An 18,542-nucleotide genomic window follows, 5' to 3' on the forward strand; every position below is an offset into this window, starting at 1 on the left:
GGAATAGACCTACAGCTGGGATTGACTACACCCGATCCCGAAGAGGGCGTTCTAAAAAAAATCGCCATGAGTTTGGCTGAAGAAGCTTATGTGCTTGCTGATAAGAGCAAGTTTAATGAAACATTTTTTTCAAAAGTAGGAGAAGTGTCTGAGGCCATACTGATCACAAATAATTTGGATGAGGCGCTTCAAAAGAAAATTATGGAGAAAACGAAAGTGAAGGTTGTGACATCATGATATACACGGTAACTCTTAATCCATCTATCGATTATATCGTTGAAGTGGATGATTTTAAATTGGATCACTTGAATCGGATGGACCGGGAAAGCAAATTTGCGGGCGGAAAAGGCATTAATGTATCCCGCGTGTTATCCCATACGGGAGTGAAATCTAAGGCGCTAGGGTTCCTTGGCGGTTTTACAGGCGGATTCATACAGAATACACTGCAGGCTGAAGGGATTGAAACGGATTTTGTCCAGGTTGCTGAAGATACGAGGATTAATATAAAGCTGAAGACAGGCGAGGAAACCGAGATCAACGGTTTGGGGCCTGCTTTGTCAGATGAGAATATAGAAGAACTATTGCAAAAGCTTGAGGAACTTCAAGAAGGGGATATTCTGGTTCTTGCAGGAAGTATTCCACCATCCTTGACTAAGACTTTTTACTGTGATCTTACAAAGAAATTCAGCGAGCGCGGAGTAAAGGTTGTTGTGGATGCCGGCGGTGAGATTCTTGCAGAAGTGCTGAAAGAGCGTCCTTTCCTTGTTAAACCGAATCATCATGAGTTAAGTGAGTTATTCGGTACGGATATTCGTACAGTCGAGGAAGTTATCCCTTATGGCCGAAAAGTTGTTGAAATGGGAGCTCAGAATGTGATTGTTTCCATGGCTGGAGATGGCGCATTGCTTTTCACAGGCGGCGAGGTTTACAGTGCGACGATCCCAAAAGGAAAAGTCATTAATTCCGTGGGTGCCGGAGATTCGCTGGTAGCCGGTTTTATCGGAACCTATTCACAGAGCCAGGACTTTGTGAAGGCTTTTCAGGTAGCCGTAGCAACCGGTAGTGCAACTGCTTTCAGCCAGGACTTGGCCACTAAAGAAAAGATCGATTCTTTGATGGACCAGGTTCTCATCCAAAAATTATAATAAAGGTGGTATTGATCATACATCATGAAGATAACTGATTTGTTGAAAAAAGATACCGTAATCATTGATCTTGCTGCTAAAACAAAAGCAGCAGCGATTGATGAAATGACAACTAAGTTAAATGAAGCAGGCCGTTTAAACAGCCTAGAAGGATATAAAGAAGCAATCCTGACGCGTGAGGCACAGAGCACGACAGGAATAGGGGAAGGCATTGCCATTCCACATGCTAAGACAGATGCTGTAAAGACTCCAGCCATCTTATTCGCTAAATCTGTGGACGGCGTCGACTACGAATCTTTAGATGGACAGCCGGCTCATTTATTATTTATGATTGCTGCAAGCGCAGGAGCGAACGATGAACATCTTGAAACATTGTCCCGCCTTTCATCTTTGTTGATGGATGCGGCTTTCCGCCAAGAACTGTTGAATGCTAAGACACCGGATGAGGTGATTAGCATCATCGATAAAAAGGAAAAATTAGAAGACGGCGAAGAAGAAACAGTAAGTACGGATTCTGCTGATGATACATTAGTCCTTGCTGTAACGGCATGTCCGACAGGGATCGCCCATACCTACATGGCGGCAGATGCGCTAAAGGCAAAGGCGAAAGAGCGCGGCATTGCTTTTAAGGTGGAGACAAACGGATCTACGGGCGTCAAAGGAAAACTAACAGCTGAAGAAATTGAAAAGGCAACGGCAATTATTGTTGCTGCTGATAAGAAAGTAGAAATGGACCGTTTTGCAGGCAAACACGTGATTGAAGTACCGGTTGCTGCCGGTATCCGTAAGACGGATGAATTGCTTGACCGCGCGGTGAATCAGGATGCTCCTATCTACCGAGCAAGCGGTGACAGCAAATCAACTGGGGAGTCTGCTGATAAAGAAAATAAATCTTACTTCTATAAGCCAATCATGAATGGTGTATCCAATATGCTTCCGTTCGTTGTCGGCGGCGGTTTATTGATTGCGCTTTCCTTCTTGTTCGGAGGGATCCATGCAGAAGGAACATTCGCTGAAGCATTGAACACAATTGGTTCCGGCAACGCATTCGCTTTATTGGTTCCTGTTTTAGCTGGTTTCATCGCAATGGCGATTGGTGACCGTCCAGCATTTGCACCTGGTATGGTCGGCGGTTTCTTGGCGGCAACAGGGGGTGCTGGATTCCTTGGCGGATTGATCGCTGGTTTCCTTGCAGGTTATGTAGCATTAGGATTGAAGAAACTATTTGCGAAACTTCCACAGTCACTAGAAGGCATTAAGCCAGTATTGCTTTACCCATTCTTTGGTATGTTGATTGTTGGCCTGATTATGTTCTTTGTGGTCAATACGCCGGTCAAATTTATCATGGATGCTCTAACTGATTGGTTAGGCGGCATGACAGGCACAAACGCCGTATTGCTTGGTATTATCCTTGGCGGTATGATGGCAATCGATATGGGTGGCCCAATCAATAAAGCGGCCTTTACATTTGGTATTGCGATGATCGATGCAGGAAATTATGCTCCGCAAGCTGCTGTCATGATTGGTGGTATGGTTCCGCCGCTTGGCTTAGCGATTGCGACTACGATCTTCCGCAACAAATTTACACAAGCAGAAAAAGATGCTGGTAAGACAAATTATGTCATGGGTCTTTCTTTCATTACAGAGGGAGCTATCCCGTTTGCAGCTTCAGACCCACTCCGCGTAATCGTAAGTTCTGTTGTAGGTGCTGCTATCGCAGGCGGACTTGCCCTATTCTTTGGTTGTACATTACAGGCACCTCATGGCGGAATCTTCGTGATCTGGGCTGTGAAAAATCCATTGATGTATTTCATTTCACTTGTCATTGGTGCTTTTGTCACTGCACTAATGGTAGGTTTCTGGAAAAAACCAGTGGATGAGAAATAAAAAACAATCATCCCTCCACATATTATTCATGTGGAGGGTTTTTGCTGTTTATCGTGGAGAAAAATGAATAAATCGTGAAGAATCAGCAACCAAAATCGCAGAATGGTACTTTAGACCTAATCACCAATTGACTCTAAATCATAATTTTGATACGTTGTAAGTAGGTATTAAATGCACCCTTTAACAAATGTTGAAGGGAATTTTTTTTCATATATTTTACTATATGTAGGTAATTTGATGGTTATATAATCAATATATGGTGTTGGGGGCTGAGGAATTATGATTACGGAAGTATGCAAGCGTGATGGCAGAATCATCTCATTCAATCCAGAAAAGATCACTCTGGCGATTTATAAAGCGGCCCAGCAGGTGGCAAAAAAGGAAGGGAAGGCAGCGGATTATCGCCTTTCGGAAGAATTGATGAATCATGTAGTGACGCTACTGGAAGAACGTTATGAAGGCCGTATTCCGACGGTAGAGGAAATACAGGATGCGGTTGTTAAAGTGCTTGTTGAGCATGGGCATGCCAAAACAAGTGAACAATATATCCTTTACCGGGCTGAACGGAGCCGAATCCGCGATTCTAAAAGCCGGTTGATGAATGCGATTCAGGAAATTACATTCAATGATGCGGAAAAAGCCGATATTAAACGGGAAAATGCAAATATTGACGGCAATACGGCAATGGGAACCATGTTGCAGTATGGAAGTACTGTATCGAAGGAATTCTGCAAAAATAAGGTCATTAAGCCTTCCCATGCCGCTGCCCATGATGAAGGGGAAATTCATATTCACGACATGGATTTTCTGAACATGGGTACATTGACATGCTGCCAAATCGATCTGATCAAATTATTTAAAGGCGGTTTTTCGACAGGCCATGGTTTTTTAAGAGAGCCAAATGATATAAGCAGCTATGCAGCATTAGCGGCAATCGCCATACAAAGCAATCAAAACGACCAGCATGGCGGCCAAAGCATTCCTTATTTCGATTATGGTCTGGCAGAGGGCGTGAGAAAGACTTTCAAGAAGATGTATACCAGCCACTTAATGAAAGCAATCAAATTGTTCAAGGATCTAAAAGATGAACAGGTGGAAATCATTAAAGAAGTGATACTGATTTCGGAGAACAACACACATTGCCGCTTAGCAATGACGATGGATGACTCTTATAAAAAAGCTGAAAAAGAGCTTCTAATGAAAGTTTTCCACATAGACGCCGAAATGGCTGATAAAATTCAGGATTTTGCTTTCCGAGAGGCGTATCAAGAAACGAATCGAAAATCGTACCAGGCTATGGAGGCATTTATCCATAATTTGAATACGATGCATTCCCGGGCAGGCGCCCAGGTACCATTCAGTTCCGTCAATTTTGGTACGGATACTTCTCCAGAGGGAAGAATGGTTACAGAGAACTTGCTGCTAGCATTGGAAGCTGGTTTGGGAAATGGAGAAACGCCAATCTTTCCTATACTGATTTTTAAAGTGAAGGAAGGGGTTAACTTAAACCCGGGCGATCCAAATTATGATCTATTCAAATTGGCTTGCCGAGTATCAGCAAAACGCCTGTTTCCAAATTTCAGTTTCCTGGATGCCCCATTCAATGCCCAATATTATGTAGAAGGAAAACCAGAAACAGAAGCTACGTATATGGGCTGCCGCACGCGTGTGCTTGGAAATGTATGCGGCGAGAATATTGTCAGCGGCAGGGGAAATGTATCCTTTACATCTATTAATCTTCCGCGTCTCGGCATTAAACACGGCATGGTTTTTAGTGATTCCACTGATTTATCCGGCTTTTATGCTGAATTGGATGAGAAAATCGATTTAGTCATTGAGCAATTACTGGAACGGATGGCTGTACAGGGAAGCAAACGCGTTAAGAATTTTCCGTTCTTAATGGGCCAGCATGTTTGGCATGGGGCCGAAGATTTAGGATGGGAAGATACTCTGGAAGAGGTCATTAAACAAGGTACATTGACGATTGGTTTTATCGGCTTGGCCGAATGCTTGGTGGCGCTGACAGGGAGACACCATGGCGAGAGCGATGAATCACAGGAACTGGGCCTGGAGATCATTGGACATATGCGAAAGCGCATGGATGAGGCATCTGAGAAGTATGGCTTGAACTTCTCGCTGATCGCCACGCCTGCTGAAGGATTGGCGGGAAGATTCACAGCCATCGACCGCAAAAAATACGGTTCAATTGCCGGGATCACAGATAAAGAGTATTATACAAATTCTTTCCATGTACCTGTGTATTATAAAATCAACGCTTTCGACAAGATTAAGAAAGAGGCCCCTTATCACGAACTGACGAACGCTGGGCATATCACCTATATCGAATTGGATGGGGATCCTTCTCAAAACCTCGAAGCCTTTGAATGCATTATCCATGCCATGAAGGATGCAGGAATCGGTTACGGCAGCATCAACCATCCTGTAGACCGCGATCCTGTCTGTGGATTTACGGGTGTCATTGATGGGGATGTATGCCCGTCCTGCGGAAGAAAAGAAACGGAGAAAGGTGTCGGTTTTGAGCGAATTCGTCGGATAACCGGATACTTGGTAGGCACTGTAGACCGCTTCAATGATGCCAAGAAAGCGGAAGTGTATGACAGGGTCAAGCATATGTAGCATTCGGAAGGAGAGAAAATCCATGAAAATAAGGGTGGCGGCTCCTTTGCAATTCGACAGCATTGTAGATGGTCCTGGCCTGCGAATGGTTCTTTGGACACAAGGCTGTATCCATCGATGCCCGGGTTGCCATAATCCGCAAACGCATGATCTTTGCGGAGGAAGCGATATCGAATGCGCAGAGATTATCGAGAAAATGAAACAGTCGAATCTGCAGAGAGGCATCACTTTTTCCGGAGGAGATCCTTTATTGCAGCCGGCTGGCCTTTTGCCGATCGCAAAGGCTGCTAAGGAAATGGGCTTTGATGTTTGGGCGTATACCGGCTTTGTATGGGAAATGCTCATGGATACAAAACATGTCAATTATCAAGAAATCCAAGCGCTATTGCCCTATATCGATGTGTTGGTAGACGGAAGGTTTATTGAACGGAAAAAGAGAGCCGGTCTGCGCTTCCGTGGTTCATCTAATCAGCGCATCATCGATGTGCCATCTTCCTTGAAGAAAGGACAAGTCGTTTTGGCTGAAGAATATATGCATTGAAAAAAGAAACCACACTTTCCAAATCGGAGTGTGGTTTTTTACTTTGCCTGTTGCTCCACTTGTCTAATGGGGAGAATTTCGTTACACTTACTGCCATATACTATGAAAGAAAACGGGATTCATAGTGAGATGGAAAAGAAGGAGCAGTGTCTTTCATGGCAGCTAAAAAGAAATTTGAAGTAGAAGAAAATGAAACGATTGATATGTGCCTGGACCGGATTAAGAAAGAAGGCTATATGCCGGTACGGCGGATGGAAAAACCAGTATTCAGAGAAGTGAAGATAGATGGAAAGGTAAACTACGAGCCTGTAGCCCAGAAAATTGTGTTTGAAGCAGTGAAAGTTCTCTAAAAACGAACATTTTATTATTTTCAAAACTTAATGTTCGATTGTAGGTTGACAATAAATACAATTCGTTGATAAGATGTATCTATATTAAATGTGTCTCTCATATAATCTTGGGGATATGGCCCATAAGTTTCTACCCGATCGCCGTAAATGATCGGACTATGAGAGAAAGTACATACTATAAGGGTGAAGTATCTATCTTTCCAAAAGTTTGGAAGGATACTGGATGAACATATTCCCGGATAGTTTACTTTCTCTTGCAGAAGTAGACTATCCGGTTTTTTATGGTTAAGCCATATTGCTTTATATGGGAGAATGCCGAACAAGAGAAAAGAGACTGCGATGGAGGGGATATAGTTGCCAAAGCCTATTGTTGGAGTGATCATGGGAAGCATTTCAGACTGGGATACGATGCAGCACGCATGCGAGGTGCTTGAAAAACTGGAAATTCCGTACGAGAAAAAAGTGGTTTCTGCCCACCGGACTCCTGACCTTATGATGGAATACGGAGAAACGGCGAGGGAAACCGGGTTGAAGGTCATTATCGCCGGGGCAGGAGGAGCGGCTCACTTACCGGGAATGGTAGCGGCGAAGACGACTCTGCCAGTAATCGGAGTACCTGTTCAGACCAAGGCTCTCAATGGGATAGATTCCCTCTTATCCATTGTGCAAATGCCGGGCGGGGTGCCGGTTGCGACGGTTGCCATTGGCTGCTCAGGGGCGATCAATGCCGGCTTGCTTGCTGCCCAGATTTTATCGACTAATAATCCTGAATTGGCGTTGAAACTGGAAGACATGCGGAATGAAACGGAAAAGAAGGTGCATGAGAGCAGTGGACAGCTTACATAAAGCCATTTTACCTGGACAGACAATCGGAATCATTGGCGGAGGGCAGCTTGGCAGAATGCTGGCTCTGGCAGCTAAAAATGCTGGTTACAAAATCGCCGTTCTTGACCCAACGCCACAAAGCCCATGCGGCCAAATAGCGGATTATGAAATAACAGCCGGTTATAATGATATAGAGGCCCTTAAAAAGCTAGCGGAATACAGCGATGTCATCACATTCGAGTTTGAGAATATCAATGGGGAAGCGCTGGCCTGGTTGACGGAGCATGCCTATGTCCCTCAAGGGGCGCACTTACTTCGCATAAGCCAGAACCGCATAATTGAAAAACAGACAATCCGGGATGCTGGCGGGCAAGTGGCGCCATATGCAGTAGTAAAGGATCGCCATGGTCTTACGGATGCAGTTGCGGCCATAGGTTTTCCTTGCGTGTTAAAGACAGCCACTGGAGGATACGACGGGAAAGGACAATACGTACTGAAGGAAGAAAAAGATATTCCGTCAGCAGAGGCATTGCTGCAACATGGAGACTGCGTGTTGGAGGCCTGGGTTCCGTTCGACAAGGAAATCTCGGTGATTGTAGCCCGCAACGTATCGGGCCAAACAGCTGTGTTTCCAGTAGCTGAAAATATCCACTGTGACAATATCCTGCACCAAAGCATTGTGCCAGCGCGCATTTCACCGGAAACGGAAAAGCAGGCGGTAAAACAAGCGGTCGAAATAGCTGATTTCACAGGATTGGTCGGACTGCTTGCCGTTGAAATGTTCGTGACGCAAAATGGCCAGATTTATATAAATGAGCTGGCGCCGCGCCCACATAACTCCGGCCATTATACAATGGAGGCGTGTGAAACTTCGCAATTCGAACAACATATCAGAGCGGTATGCAATTGGAAATTGGGGAATACAGCGTTATTGAAGCCAGTGGTGATGGTCAACTTATTAGGCGAGCATCTAGGGCGTTTGATGGATCGGATTCCGGATCTTTCCGATTGGAAAATCCATTTATACGGCAAGGCGGAAGCAAAGGAAAAAAGAAAAATGGGGCATGTTAACCTATTAAGGGAATCTATAGATGAGGCACTCAAGGAAGCTGACAGAAGCTTGATTTGGGAGAAGAGCCAGCATACAAATATCGGAGGTACTATACATGATTGAACGTTATACACGACCAGAAATGGGCGCAATTTGGACAGAAGAAAACCGCTTTAAAGCATGGTTGGAAGTAGAAATTTTGGCATGTGAAGCTTGGGCGGAACTAGGGGTGATCCCTAAGGAGGATGTCCGGTTGCTTCGGCAAAATGCTTCTTTCGATGTTGAACGGATCAAAGAAATAGAGGCAGAAACCCGCCATGACGTCGTGGCATTCACGCGTGCTGTATCGGAAACACTGGGCGAAGAACGGAAATGGGTCCATTATGGTCTTACTTCCACAGACGTCGTTGACACAGCGCTTTCATATTTGCTTAAACAAGCGAATGACATCCTGCAGGCAGATATTGAGCGATTTATCGATATTCTGAAGGCGAAAGCCCAGGAACATAAATATACCGTTATGATGGGCCGCACGCACGGTGTCCATGCCGAACCGACTACGTTTGGCCTAAAGATGGCATTATGGTATGAAGAAATGAAACGCAATCTTGAGCGTTTTAAAGCTGCCAGGGAAACGGTTGAATATGGAAAAATATCCGGCGCTGTAGGCACATACGCCAATATTGACCCATTTGTTGAAGGCTATGTATGCGAGAAGCTTGGGACGAAGCCAGCCCCGATTTCGACACAGACGCTGCAGCGGGACCGCCATGCGCATTACATGAGCACCCTTGCCCTAATTGCCACCAGCATTGAGAAATTCGCGACTGAAATCCGCGGTTTGCAAAAAAGCGAAACCCGGGAAGTGGAGGAATTCTTTGCGAAGGGACAAAAGGGATCTTCAGCGATGCCACATAAGCGTAACCCGATCGGTTCTGAGAATATGACTGGATTGGCGCGCGTAATCCGCGGTTACATGATGACCTCTTACGAAAACGTCTCGTTATGGCATGAAAGGGATATTTCTCACTCATCGGCAGAGCGCATCATCTTGCCAGATGCGACAATTGCTTTAAATTATATGCTGAACCGCTTCGGCAATATCGTTAAAAACTTGACGGTCTTCCCGGAAAATATGAAGCGAAATATGGACCGTACTCTCGGCTTGATTTATTCACAGCGCGTCCTTCTGACTTTGATTGATAAAGGGCTGGCACGGGAAGAAGCCTACGATACCGTACAGCCAAAAGCGATGCAATCATGGGAAGAACAAGTACCTTTCCGGAAGCTGCTTGAAAGCGACGAAAAGATCACTCGTTTATTGTCGCCGGAGGAAATCGCCGATTGTTTCGACTATAACTATCATTTAAAAAATGTTGACTTTATTTTTGAACGCTTAGGTTTATAAAAGAAGGATGCCCAGCCGGGTTAACCCGAAATGGGCATCCCTCGAAATGCAACCCTTCGCAGGCTGCCGCTTGCCCGCATTGGTTTTTGAACTAGTTCACCTGTTATAAAGCTGACAACTGAAAACATCTGAGGAGTATTATGTTCTTTCAGATGTTTTTTTAATCCCTTATTTTCATAATCTTTCGAATTCGGAGGCCCGATATGGAGAAACGAGCATTGATTTATGAAGGAAAAGCGAAACGCGTATACAGCACTGACAAGCCGGATACAGTATGGCTTGAATATACCGACCAAGCGACAGCATTTAATGGAGAAAAGAAAGAGAGAATCGCAGGTAAAGGCATTCTCAATAATGAGATTACGAGTTTACTATTCTCCATGCTTCGAGAAGAAGGAATTGAGTCGCATTTTCTGGCCAAGGTCTCTGAAAGAGAACATCTCGCAAAAAAAGTGGATATCATCCCGCTGGAGGTTGTCGTGCGCAATGTAGCCGCAGGCAGTCTGTCGAAAAGGCTAGGGCTTGCCGAAGGCGTCCATTTAAAACAGCCGATTATTGAATTCTATTATAAGAATGACAAACTCGGCGATCCTCTATTGAATGAAGACCATATCCAATTGCTTGGCCTGGCGGCTGAACAAGAGCTCCAACGTATAATGGAGCTGGCATGGAGGGTGAATGAAGTGCTGGTCCGTTTTTTCGCCGGGCTTTCCATCCGGCTCGTCGATTTCAAACTGGAGTTTGGAAAATTGCCGAACGGAGAGATTTTGTTGGCAGATGAAATTTCGCCGGACACGTGCCGCTTATGGGATATAGAAACCGGAGAGAAGCTGGATAAAGATGTCTTCCGCCGGAATCTCGGGAACCTAACGGAAGCATATGAACAGATACTAAACCGACTTGGAGGAGCGAAAGCATGTACAAAGTAAAAGTGTATGTCACATTGCGTGAAAGTGTATTAGATCCACAAGGAACCGCCGTTAAACAGTCATTGAACAGCCTTGGCTACTCAGAGGCGAAGGATGTGCGAATCGGAAAGTATATGGAATTATCCATCGGGAAAAGCGGGCGTGATGTAGACGGAATCGTGAAGGACATATGCGAAAAACTTCTCGTAAATACGGTCATCGAAGATTACCGATATGAAATCGAGGAGGTTGTCGCACAGTGAAATTCGCAGTCATTATGTTTCCAGGTTCCAATTGCGATGTCGATATGTTCCACGCTATTCAAGATGAGCTGGGGGAAGAGGTTGAATACGTATGGCATACAGAAACGGATTTATCATCGTTCGATGCCATTTTGCTTCCTGGAGGGTTTTCGTATGGGGATTATTTACGATCAGGCGCCATTGCCCGATTCTCGAATGTGATGGAGCAGGTGGTGAAGGCCGCTGATGCCGGCAAGCCCGTGCTTGGCGTATGCAATGGATTTCAAATTTTATTGGAAGCGGGGTTGCTGCCCGGTGCGATGAGGAGGAATGAGAGCTTGCATTTTATTTGCCGCAATGTCCAGCTGAAGGTAGAAAATAACGAAACAATGTTTACAAGTGCGTATCAGCAGGGCCAATCAATCACCATTCCAATCGCCCATGGAGAAGGAAACTATTACTGCGATGAAGTGACACTAAAAAGATTGCAGGAGCAACAACAAATCGTTTTTACATATGAAGGGGCCAACCCGAATGGCAGCCTGGCGAACATCGCCGGCATCATCAATGAAAAGGGAAATGTGCTGGGCATGATGCCGCATCCGGAACGCGCAGTCGATCGTTTGCTTGGAAGCGAAGATGGCCTGGGACTGTTTAAATCGATCGTCAAACATTGGAGGGAATCATATGTCGTTACTGCTTGAGCCGAGTCCGGACGTTATTTTGGCAGAAAAAATATATGCGGAGATGGGGCTGTCTGATGAAGAATTCCAAATGGTATGCAAAATTATTGGGCGCAAGCCAAACTACACGGAATTGGGCCTATTCTCGGTCATGTGGTCAGAACATTGTTCATACAAGAACTCTAAGCCAGTACTGAAGAAATTCCCTGTTACGGGTGAAAAAGTGCTTCAAGGTCCGGGGGAAGGAGCAGGCATTGTGGATATCGGCGATGGGCAGGCGGCCGTTTTTAAAATTGAGTCGCATAACCATCCATCCGCCATCGAACCTTACCAAGGTGCGGCAACGGGTGTGGGCGGCATCATCCGCGACGTTTTTTCCATGGGGGCGCGGCCGATTGCGATGCTGAATTCCCTTCGTTTTGGTGAACTGGATGATGCGCGCGTAAAATACCTATTCAAGGAAATCATCGCCGGCATTGCTGGTTACGGCAACTGCATCGGCATACCAACAGTGGGCGGTGAAATCCAGTTCGATGATTGTTATGACGGCAATCCGCTTGTGAACGCAATGTGCGTCGGGTTGATTGACCATAAGGATATTAAGAAGGGGCAGGCCCATGGCGTAGGCAATACAGTTATGTACGTAGGGGCTAAGACAGGACGCGATGGCATCCACGGAGCTACGTTCGCTTCGGAAGAATTGACGGAAACCTCCGGCAACAATCGTCCGGCTGTCCAGGTAGGCGATCCATTTATGGAAAAACTCCTTTTGGAAGCATGCCTGGAATTGATCCATTGTGACGCGCTCGTGGGCATTCAGGATATGGGCGCGGCCGGTCTAACAAGCTCATCGGCTGAAATGGCGAGCAAGGCCGGCTCCGGGATTGAAATGAATCTGGATTTGGTTCCTCAACGTGAGACAGGAATGACACCTTACGAAATGATGCTGTCTGAATCGCAGGAGCGAATGTTGATTGTTGTCACGAAGGGCCGGGAACAGGAAATTGTTGATCTGTTCTCTAAGTACAATCTGGAAGCGGTAGCTATCGGCCGGGTAACGGATGATCAGCGATTGCGATTAATCCATAAAGGCGAAGTGGTGGCTGACGTTCCTGTGGATGCTTTAGCGGAAGATGCACCTGTTTACCATCAACCTTCAAAGGAGCCAGCGTATTACCGTACATATCAAAGTATGGAGCTGGACACTCCAACAATAGAAAATTACGGAGAAATATTGAAGCAATTGCTGGAACAACCGACAATCGCCAGCAAAGAATGGGCGTATGACCAATACGATTATATGGTGCGCACGAATACAGTCGTGCCGCCCGGTTCGGATGCAGCCGTCCTTCGTATCCGCGATAGCCGCAAAGCTTTGGCCATGACCACGGATTGCAATTCCCGCTATATATACCTTGATCCGGAGGTAGGCGGAAAAATAGCGGTTGCCGAAGCGGCACGAAATATTGTCTGTTCAGGCGCGGAACCTTTGGCAATCACTGATTGTTTGAATTTCGGAAATCCGGAAAAGCCGGAGATTTTCTGGCAGATTGAAAAGTCGACCGATGGCATGAGCGAGGCCTGCCAGGTATTGGGTACACCTGTGATTGGCGGGAATGTGTCCCTCTACAATGAAACAAATGGGGAAGCGATCTACCCGACCCCTGTTGTCGGCATGGTTGGATTGATTCACGATCTCTCTCATATTACCACCCAGCATTTTAAACAAGCGGGCGATGCCATCTATGTGATCGGCAAAGCCCAACCAGAATGGGGCGGAAGTGAATTGCAGAAGATTTTGCACGGGGAAATATTCGGTCCGGCGCCTTCCATTAATTTGACTTTGGAAGAAAAGCGGCAAAAACAGCTTTTGGAGGCCATTCAGACCGGGCTTGTCGCTTCTGCCCACGATCTTGCTGAAGGAGGGCTTTCCGTTGCCGTTGCCGAAGCTTTATTCGGCGGAAAGGGATTGGGTGCTTCCTTGAAAGTAGATGGAGATGCAGTAACCGAACTTTTCAGCGAGACACAATCCCGATTTATCGTGTCGGTTCCCCAGCAGCACCGGGAGCAGTTCGAGCGGACAGTGAGCGATGCCTATTATCTTGGAGATGTGAATAAGTCCGGAACGCTCGTGATTATAGACAGTGATCACGAAGAAATCCTCAAAGAAGACTTGGTTGGCCTGGAGTCTGCCTGGAAAGGGGCGATACGATGCTTGCTGAATTAAAAGGTTTGAATGAAGAATGCGGAGTATTTGGAGTCTGGGGACATCAAGATGCGGCCCAGATTACTTATTACGGCTTGCATAGCCTTCAGCACCGCGGCCAAGAAGGCGCCGGCATGGTTTTGACTGACGGTGAAAAGCTGACGGGTGTAAAAGGTGAAGGCCTTGTGAATGAAGTATTCACAGAAGAGCGGCTGAAAGGCATATCAGGCAGAGGGGCGATCGGCCATGTCCGCTATGCGACAGCAGGGGGCGGAGGTTATGAAAACGTCCAGCCCCTCCTCTTCCACTTCCAAAATGAAAGCATGGCGCTCGCCCATAATGGCAACCTCATCAACGCCAATCAACTGAAGGCGCAATTGGAGGCTCAGGGCAGTATCTTTCAAACAACCTCGGATACGGAAGTTGTTGCCCATCTTATCCGCAGATCAGGCTTTAAGAGCTTGAAGGAGCGGGTGAAAAACGCATTGAGCCTTGTTAAAGGAGCGTATGCGTTTGTTGTGATGGGAGAAAGAGAAATGATTGTCGCCCTTGATCCCCATGGTTTGCGCCCTTTGTCACTGGGGCGCTTGGGTGATGCCTATGTGATAGCCTCCGAAACATGCGCCCTGGACTTGGTAGGAGCCGAGTTCGTTCGTGATATCGATCCGGGAGAGCTGTTGGTGATTAATGACGAAGGCGTGAAGGCAGAACGGTTCGCTCTGTGCCAAAACCGTGCGATGTGCGCGATGGAATACGTCTATTTCTCCCGTCCGGACAGCAATATCGATGGCATCAATGTTCATACCGCCCGCAAGAATATGGGGAAAAAACTAGCCATGGAAGCGTTGATTGATGCCGATGTCGTGACAGGTGTCCCTGATTCGAGCATTTCAGCGGCCATCGGCTACGCAGAGGCTTCAGGCATTCCCTATGAAATGGGATTGATCAAAAACCGCTATGTCGGGCGCACCTTCATCCAACCTTCCCAGTCACTGCGGGAGCAAGGCGTCAAAATGAAATTATCGCCGGTAAGAGGAGTTGTAGAGGGAAAAAGGGTCATCATGGTAGATGACTCCATAGTAAGGGGGACGACCAGCAAAAGGATTGTAACCATGCTTAAAGAAGCAGGCGCCAAGGAAGTTCATGTGGTCATTTCTTCACCCCCCATCAAAAACCCTTGCTTTTATGGAATTGATACATCCACACGCGAGGAATTAATCGCTTCTGAGCAATCCGTTGAGGAGATACGCGCTATGATCAATGCCGATTCATTGACTTTCCTAAGCGCAAAAGGAATGGTTGAAGCAATCGGCCGTACCTTCCCGGGCGAAACGGGAGGACAGTGCATGGCTTGTTTCACCGGGCAGTATCCGACGGAAATATTTGACGAACAAGCAATGGGCACACCGCTTACCATAGGTTAAAAAGGAGCGAATCATCTGTGCAAAGGTCAGTACGCAAATGATTAGGGAGGATCAGACATGGCGAATGCATACAAACAGGCAGGAGTAGATATCGAAGCGGGATACGAAGCTGTCGATCGAATGAAAAAACATGTGCGGACAACGATGCGCCCAGGCGTTATGAGTGGGCTAGGCGGTTTCGGCGGCATGTTTGATTTATCTTCATTAAACTTAAAAGAACCGGTATTGGTCTCCGGGACTGATGGGGTCGGGACAAAATTAATGTTGGCATTCCTGATGGATCGGCACGATACGATCGGCATCGATGCGGTGGCTATGTGCGTTAATGACATAGTGGTGCAGGGAGCAGAACCACTTTATTTCCTTGACTATATTGCCTGCGGAAAAGCGGACCCTTCCCGTATCGAAGCTATCGTGAAAGGAGTGACGGAAGGATGCCGCCAAGCGGGAGCAGCCTTGATTGGCGGCGAAACAGCAGAAATGCCTGGCATGTATGCTGCTGAAGAATACGATCTGGCCGGATTTGCGGTCGGGGCATGCGAAAAAAAACAACTGATAACCGGCGGCGCCATCCAGGAGGGCGACACGGTGATTGGCCTTGCTTCCAGCGGACTCCACAGCAATGGCTATTCATTAGTGCGCAACATTTTGCTGGAGGATGGCAACAGGGATCTCCAAGTATACGAAGAGACATTAAAATGCACATTGGGCGAAGAATTGCTTAAGCCGACAAAGATTTATGTGAAGTCCATTCTGTCTGCGTTGAAGGAAGTATCCATTAAAGGAATGGCCCATATCACAGGCGGCGGTTTTATCGAAAATCTGCCCCGCATGATGCCCGAAGGCCTTGGCATTACGATTTATAAAGGTTCCTGGCCTGTTCATCCCATTTTTCAGTTACTGCAGAAGGTAGGAAACTTGCAGGAAAAGGAAATGTACAATATTTTTAATATGGGTATTGGAATGGCTCTTACCGTTCCCGCTGAAGAAGCGCAAAGAGCCTTAGCCCATTTTGCAAAGAATGGCGAACAAGCATATATCATAGGGACCGTTACCCCGCAAGCCGGTGTTTACTGGAAGGAGTAGTCAACAATGCAAAAAATAGCAGTATTCGCGTCTGGAAGCGGGAGCAATTTCCAACAGATTGTTAGAGCGTGCAAAAAGGGAGAGATTCAGGCCGAAGTGGCGTTGCTTGTCTGCGATCAGCCAAATGCCTATGTGGTGGAAAGGGCCAGCAGCGAAAACATCCCTGCCTTTATTTTCTCCGCAAGCCAATATCGCGATAAGGCGTTATTCGAACAGGAAATTCTGGAGGAACTAAAGAAAAGAGATGTATCATTTCTGGTGCTGGCCGGTTATATGCGTTTAATCGGAAGCACGCTCCTCGCGGCCTATTCACATAAAATTGTGAATATCCATCCCTCTCTATTGCCCGCTTTTCCGGGAAAAGATGCCATCGGCCAAGCATTTAAAGCGGGTGTATCCGTGACAGGCGTCACCGTCCATTATGTGGATGAAGGAATGGATACGGGACCGGTCATCCGGCAAGAAAAAGTAGCCATCAGGCCGGGCGACACAAAAGAAATGATTCAAAAACGCGTCCAAGAAACAGAACACCAACTATATCCACAGGTATTGCAAACACTATTTTCACAGAAGACCTATTCGGAGGGAGATTGTTAATCATGACAAAAAGGGCGTTAATCAGTGTCAGCGATAAAACAGGCATCGTTGAATTTGCCAAGCAATTAAAGGGGATTGGTTTTGAAATCATCTCAACAGGGGGAACAAGCAAAGCACTTCGTGAAGCTGGTGTTGACGTGATTGGCATCAGTGAAGTAACGGGTTTTCCGGAAATTCTGGATGGACGGGTAAAGACCCTTCATCCTAATGTGCACGGCGCCCTGCTTTCCAAGCATGACGACCCTGAGCACCTAAAGCAGATTCAAGACCTTGGAATCAGCCCAATCGAGCTGGTCTGCGTGAATTTGTATCCGTTCCAACAGACTATTAGCAAGGAAGGCGTCTCTGTCGAAGAAGCGATTGAGAATATTGATATTGGCGGGCCAACGATGCTTAGATCAGCTGCGAAAAACCATGAATATGTCACCGTGGTCGTCGATCCGGAAGACTATGAATCAATCATTCGCCAGTACAAAGAGAATCAACACACATCCATCGAAACAAGAAGGGCGCTTGCCGCTAAAGTGTTCCGCCATACGGCTGCATATGACAGCATCATCTCCCAGTATATGACGGATTTGGCCGGTGAAAAGACCCCTGAAAGCCTGACGCTTACATATGATTTGAAACAGACCCTGCGATACGGAGAAAATCCCCATCAAAAAGCCGCCTTTTACAGAAAGCCTTTGGGATCTGCGTATTCAATTGCGAACGCCAAGCAATTGCATGGAAAAGAGCTATCCTACAACAACATCAATGATGCGAATGCCGCCTTGCAGATTGTGAAGGAATTCGAAATGCCGGCAGCAGTAGCAGTAAAGCATAACAACCCATGCGGAGTCGGAACAGGCGAGCATATCCATGAGGCGTTCTCCAAAGCATTCGAAGCAGACCCTACCTCCATCTTCGGTGGCATTGTGGCATTGAACCGTGAAGTGGACAGGGAGACAGCTGCTTCCCTCCATGAAATATTCCTAGAAGTAATCATAGCACCAAGCTTCTCTGAAGAAGCGTTCACTATTCTATCGGGCAAGAAGAACGTCCGTTTATTAACGATTGACATGGATGGCGATGGCGGAAAAACAGATGAATGGACCGTTACATCGGTTGAAGGTGGATTGCTTGTGCAGGAACCGGATACGTATACATTGGATCATGCGCATATATCTATCCCGACAAAAAGACAACCGACAGAAGCGGAGTGGGAGTCTTTAAAAATGGGCTGGCGCGTAGTTAAACACGTGAAATCAAATGCGATAGTTGTGGCTGACAGCCATATGACACTAGGGGTAGGCGCAGGGCAAATGAACCGCGTGGGCTCAGCCATAATTGCATTGGAACAAGCAGGAGAAAAAGCAAAAGGAGCCTCCATGGCCTCAGATGCCTTTTTCCCGATGAAGGATACGGTACAGGAAGCAGCGAAAGCAGGTATAACAGCTATTATCCAACCGGGAGGCAGCATAAAGGATGAAGAATCGATCCAAGAAGCAGACCGGCATGGAATCGCCATGGTATTCACCGGTGTAAGGCATTTCAAACATTGATCGAGGAG

Annotated in this window: 17 protein-coding genes and 1 riboswitch (1 of these 18 only partly in view); all 17 genes read left to right on the plus strand. The window is 46.6% G+C overall.

What is annotated here, in order from left to right; translation table 11 throughout:
* On the plus strand, positions 1 to 237 hold the 3' portion of the coding sequence (locus tag BN1765_RS03550; protein ID WP_050613867.1) for a DeoR/GlpR family DNA-binding transcription regulator. 516 nt of this gene lie to the left of the window's left edge; 237 of the gene's 753 nt are visible here — the last part of the coding sequence; its start codon lies off the left edge, out of view; the stop codon is at positions 235 to 237.
* Complete coding sequence (gene pfkB / locus BN1765_RS03555) at positions 234 to 1,145, plus strand: 1-phosphofructokinase (protein WP_050613868.1); 912 nt, start codon at positions 234 to 236, stop codon at positions 1,143 to 1,145. Before BN1765_RS03550 ends, pfkB begins: the two co-directional genes overlap by 4 nt.
* A gap of 24 nt (positions 1,146 to 1,169) precedes the next feature.
* The gene (locus BN1765_RS03560) at positions 1,170 to 3,032 is read left to right on the plus strand and encodes a PTS fructose transporter subunit IIABC (RefSeq protein ID WP_050613869.1); all 1,863 of its coding nucleotides are present in this window, start codon (positions 1,170 to 1,172) and stop codon (positions 3,030 to 3,032) included.
* Between the two features lie 279 nt (positions 3,033 to 3,311).
* Positions 3,312 to 5,669: an anaerobic ribonucleoside triphosphate reductase gene (locus tag BN1765_RS03565; protein ID WP_050613870.1), complete on the plus strand. Its 2,358-nt coding sequence runs from the start codon at positions 3,312 to 3,314 to the stop codon at positions 5,667 to 5,669.
* 22 nt (positions 5,670 to 5,691) lie between these two features.
* The gene (gene nrdG, locus BN1765_RS03570) at positions 5,692 to 6,210 is read left to right on the plus strand and encodes an anaerobic ribonucleoside-triphosphate reductase activating protein (protein ID WP_050613871.1); all 519 of its coding nucleotides are present in this window, start codon (positions 5,692 to 5,694) and stop codon (positions 6,208 to 6,210) included.
* A gap of 155 nt (positions 6,211 to 6,365) precedes the next feature.
* Complete coding sequence (locus BN1765_RS03575; protein WP_050613872.1) at positions 6,366 to 6,560, plus strand: NETI motif-containing protein; 195 nt, start codon at positions 6,366 to 6,368, stop codon at positions 6,558 to 6,560.
* Between the two features lie 77 nt (positions 6,561 to 6,637).
* Positions 6,638 to 6,739: riboswitch (purine riboswitch) on the plus strand.
* Between the two features lie 202 nt (positions 6,740 to 6,941).
* Entirely contained in the window at positions 6,942 to 7,406 is a 465-nt protein-coding gene (gene purE, locus BN1765_RS03580; RefSeq protein WP_050616664.1) for a 5-(carboxyamino)imidazole ribonucleotide mutase, read from the plus strand.
* On the plus strand, positions 7,381 to 8,559 hold the full coding sequence (purK, locus tag BN1765_RS03585) for a 5-(carboxyamino)imidazole ribonucleotide synthase (protein WP_050613873.1): 1,179 nt from the start codon (positions 7,381 to 7,383) through the stop codon (positions 8,557 to 8,559). The genes purE and purK overlap by 26 nt, the downstream gene beginning before the upstream one ends.
* A complete protein-coding gene (gene purB, locus BN1765_RS03590; protein ID WP_050613874.1) occupies positions 8,552 to 9,844 on the plus strand; it encodes an adenylosuccinate lyase in 1,293 nt (430 codons plus the stop codon). Before purK ends, purB begins: the two co-directional genes overlap by 8 nt.
* A gap of 203 nt (positions 9,845 to 10,047) precedes the next feature.
* Positions 10,048 to 10,773, plus strand: a complete 726-nt coding sequence (gene purC / locus BN1765_RS03595; RefSeq protein ID WP_050613875.1) for a phosphoribosylaminoimidazolesuccinocarboxamide synthase — start codon at positions 10,048 to 10,050, stop codon at positions 10,771 to 10,773.
* On the plus strand, positions 10,761 to 11,015 hold the full coding sequence (gene purS / locus BN1765_RS03600; RefSeq protein ID WP_050613876.1) for a phosphoribosylformylglycinamidine synthase subunit PurS: 255 nt from the start codon (positions 10,761 to 10,763) through the stop codon (positions 11,013 to 11,015). Before purC ends, purS begins: the two co-directional genes overlap by 13 nt.
* Entirely contained in the window at positions 11,012 to 11,698 is a 687-nt protein-coding gene (gene purQ, locus BN1765_RS03605; RefSeq protein ID WP_050613877.1) for a phosphoribosylformylglycinamidine synthase subunit PurQ, read from the plus strand. Before purS ends, purQ begins: the two co-directional genes overlap by 4 nt.
* On the plus strand, positions 11,682 to 13,904 hold the full coding sequence (gene purL / locus BN1765_RS03610; protein ID WP_050613878.1) for a phosphoribosylformylglycinamidine synthase subunit PurL: 2,223 nt from the start codon (positions 11,682 to 11,684) through the stop codon (positions 13,902 to 13,904). The genes purQ and purL overlap by 17 nt, the downstream gene beginning before the upstream one ends.
* Positions 13,889 to 15,307 carry an amidophosphoribosyltransferase gene (gene purF, locus BN1765_RS03615; protein ID WP_050613879.1) on the plus strand — a complete coding sequence of 473 codons (1,419 nt, stop codon included), beginning with the start codon at positions 13,889 to 13,891 and terminating at the stop codon, positions 15,305 to 15,307. Before purL ends, purF begins: the two co-directional genes overlap by 16 nt.
* A gap of 57 nt (positions 15,308 to 15,364) precedes the next feature.
* Positions 15,365 to 16,393: a phosphoribosylformylglycinamidine cyclo-ligase gene (gene purM, locus BN1765_RS03620; RefSeq protein ID WP_050613880.1), complete on the plus strand. Its 1,029-nt coding sequence runs from the start codon at positions 15,365 to 15,367 to the stop codon at positions 16,391 to 16,393.
* Between the two features lie 6 nt (positions 16,394 to 16,399).
* Entirely contained in the window at positions 16,400 to 16,990 is a 591-nt protein-coding gene (gene purN, locus BN1765_RS03625; protein ID WP_050613881.1) for a phosphoribosylglycinamide formyltransferase, read from the plus strand.
* Between the two features lie 2 nt (positions 16,991 to 16,992).
* Positions 16,993 to 18,534, plus strand: a complete 1,542-nt coding sequence (purH, locus tag BN1765_RS03630; protein ID WP_050613882.1) for a bifunctional phosphoribosylaminoimidazolecarboxamide formyltransferase/IMP cyclohydrolase — start codon at positions 16,993 to 16,995, stop codon at positions 18,532 to 18,534.
* Positions 18,535 to 18,542 lie beyond the last annotated feature (8 nt).

Origin of the sequence: Bacillus testis (assembly GCF_001243895.1) — a bacterium.
Taxonomy (GTDB): Bacteria; Bacillota; Bacilli; order Bacillales; family DSM-1321; genus Bacillus_AD; species Bacillus_AD testis.

Excerpts from the sequence above, each read along its gene's own strand:
- pfkB (WP_050613868.1), top strand. The coding sequence starts at position 234 with ATGATATACACGGTAACTCTTAATCCATCTATCGATTATATCGTTGAA.
- BN1765_RS03560 (WP_050613869.1), top strand. The coding sequence starts at position 1,170 with ATGAAGATAACTGATTTGTTGAAAAAAGATACCGTAATCATTGATCTT.
- BN1765_RS03565 (WP_050613870.1), top strand. The coding sequence starts at position 3,312 with ATGATTACGGAAGTATGCAAGCGTGATGGCAGAATCATCTCATTCAAT.
- nrdG (WP_050613871.1), top strand. The coding sequence starts at position 5,692 with ATGAAAATAAGGGTGGCGGCTCCTTTGCAATTCGACAGCATTGTAGAT.
- BN1765_RS03575 (WP_050613872.1), top strand. The coding sequence starts at position 6,366 with ATGGCAGCTAAAAAGAAATTTGAAGTAGAAGAAAATGAAACGATTGAT.
- purE (WP_050616664.1), top strand. The coding sequence starts at position 6,942 with ATGGGAAGCATTTCAGACTGGGATACGATGCAGCACGCATGCGAGGTG.
- purK (WP_050613873.1), top strand. The coding sequence starts at position 7,381 with ATGAGAGCAGTGGACAGCTTACATAAAGCCATTTTACCTGGACAGACA.
- purB (WP_050613874.1), top strand. The coding sequence starts at position 8,552 with ATGATTGAACGTTATACACGACCAGAAATGGGCGCAATTTGGACAGAA.
- purC (WP_050613875.1), top strand. The coding sequence starts at position 10,048 with ATGGAGAAACGAGCATTGATTTATGAAGGAAAAGCGAAACGCGTATAC.
- purS (WP_050613876.1), top strand. The coding sequence starts at position 10,761 with ATGTACAAAGTAAAAGTGTATGTCACATTGCGTGAAAGTGTATTAGAT.
- purL (WP_050613878.1), top strand. The coding sequence starts at position 11,682 with ATGTCGTTACTGCTTGAGCCGAGTCCGGACGTTATTTTGGCAGAAAAA.
- purF (WP_050613879.1), top strand. The coding sequence starts at position 13,889 with ATGCTTGCTGAATTAAAAGGTTTGAATGAAGAATGCGGAGTATTTGGA.
- purM (WP_050613880.1), top strand. The coding sequence starts at position 15,365 with ATGGCGAATGCATACAAACAGGCAGGAGTAGATATCGAAGCGGGATAC.
- purN (WP_050613881.1), top strand. The coding sequence starts at position 16,400 with ATGCAAAAAATAGCAGTATTCGCGTCTGGAAGCGGGAGCAATTTCCAA.
- purH (WP_050613882.1), top strand. The coding sequence starts at position 16,993 with ATGACAAAAAGGGCGTTAATCAGTGTCAGCGATAAAACAGGCATCGTT.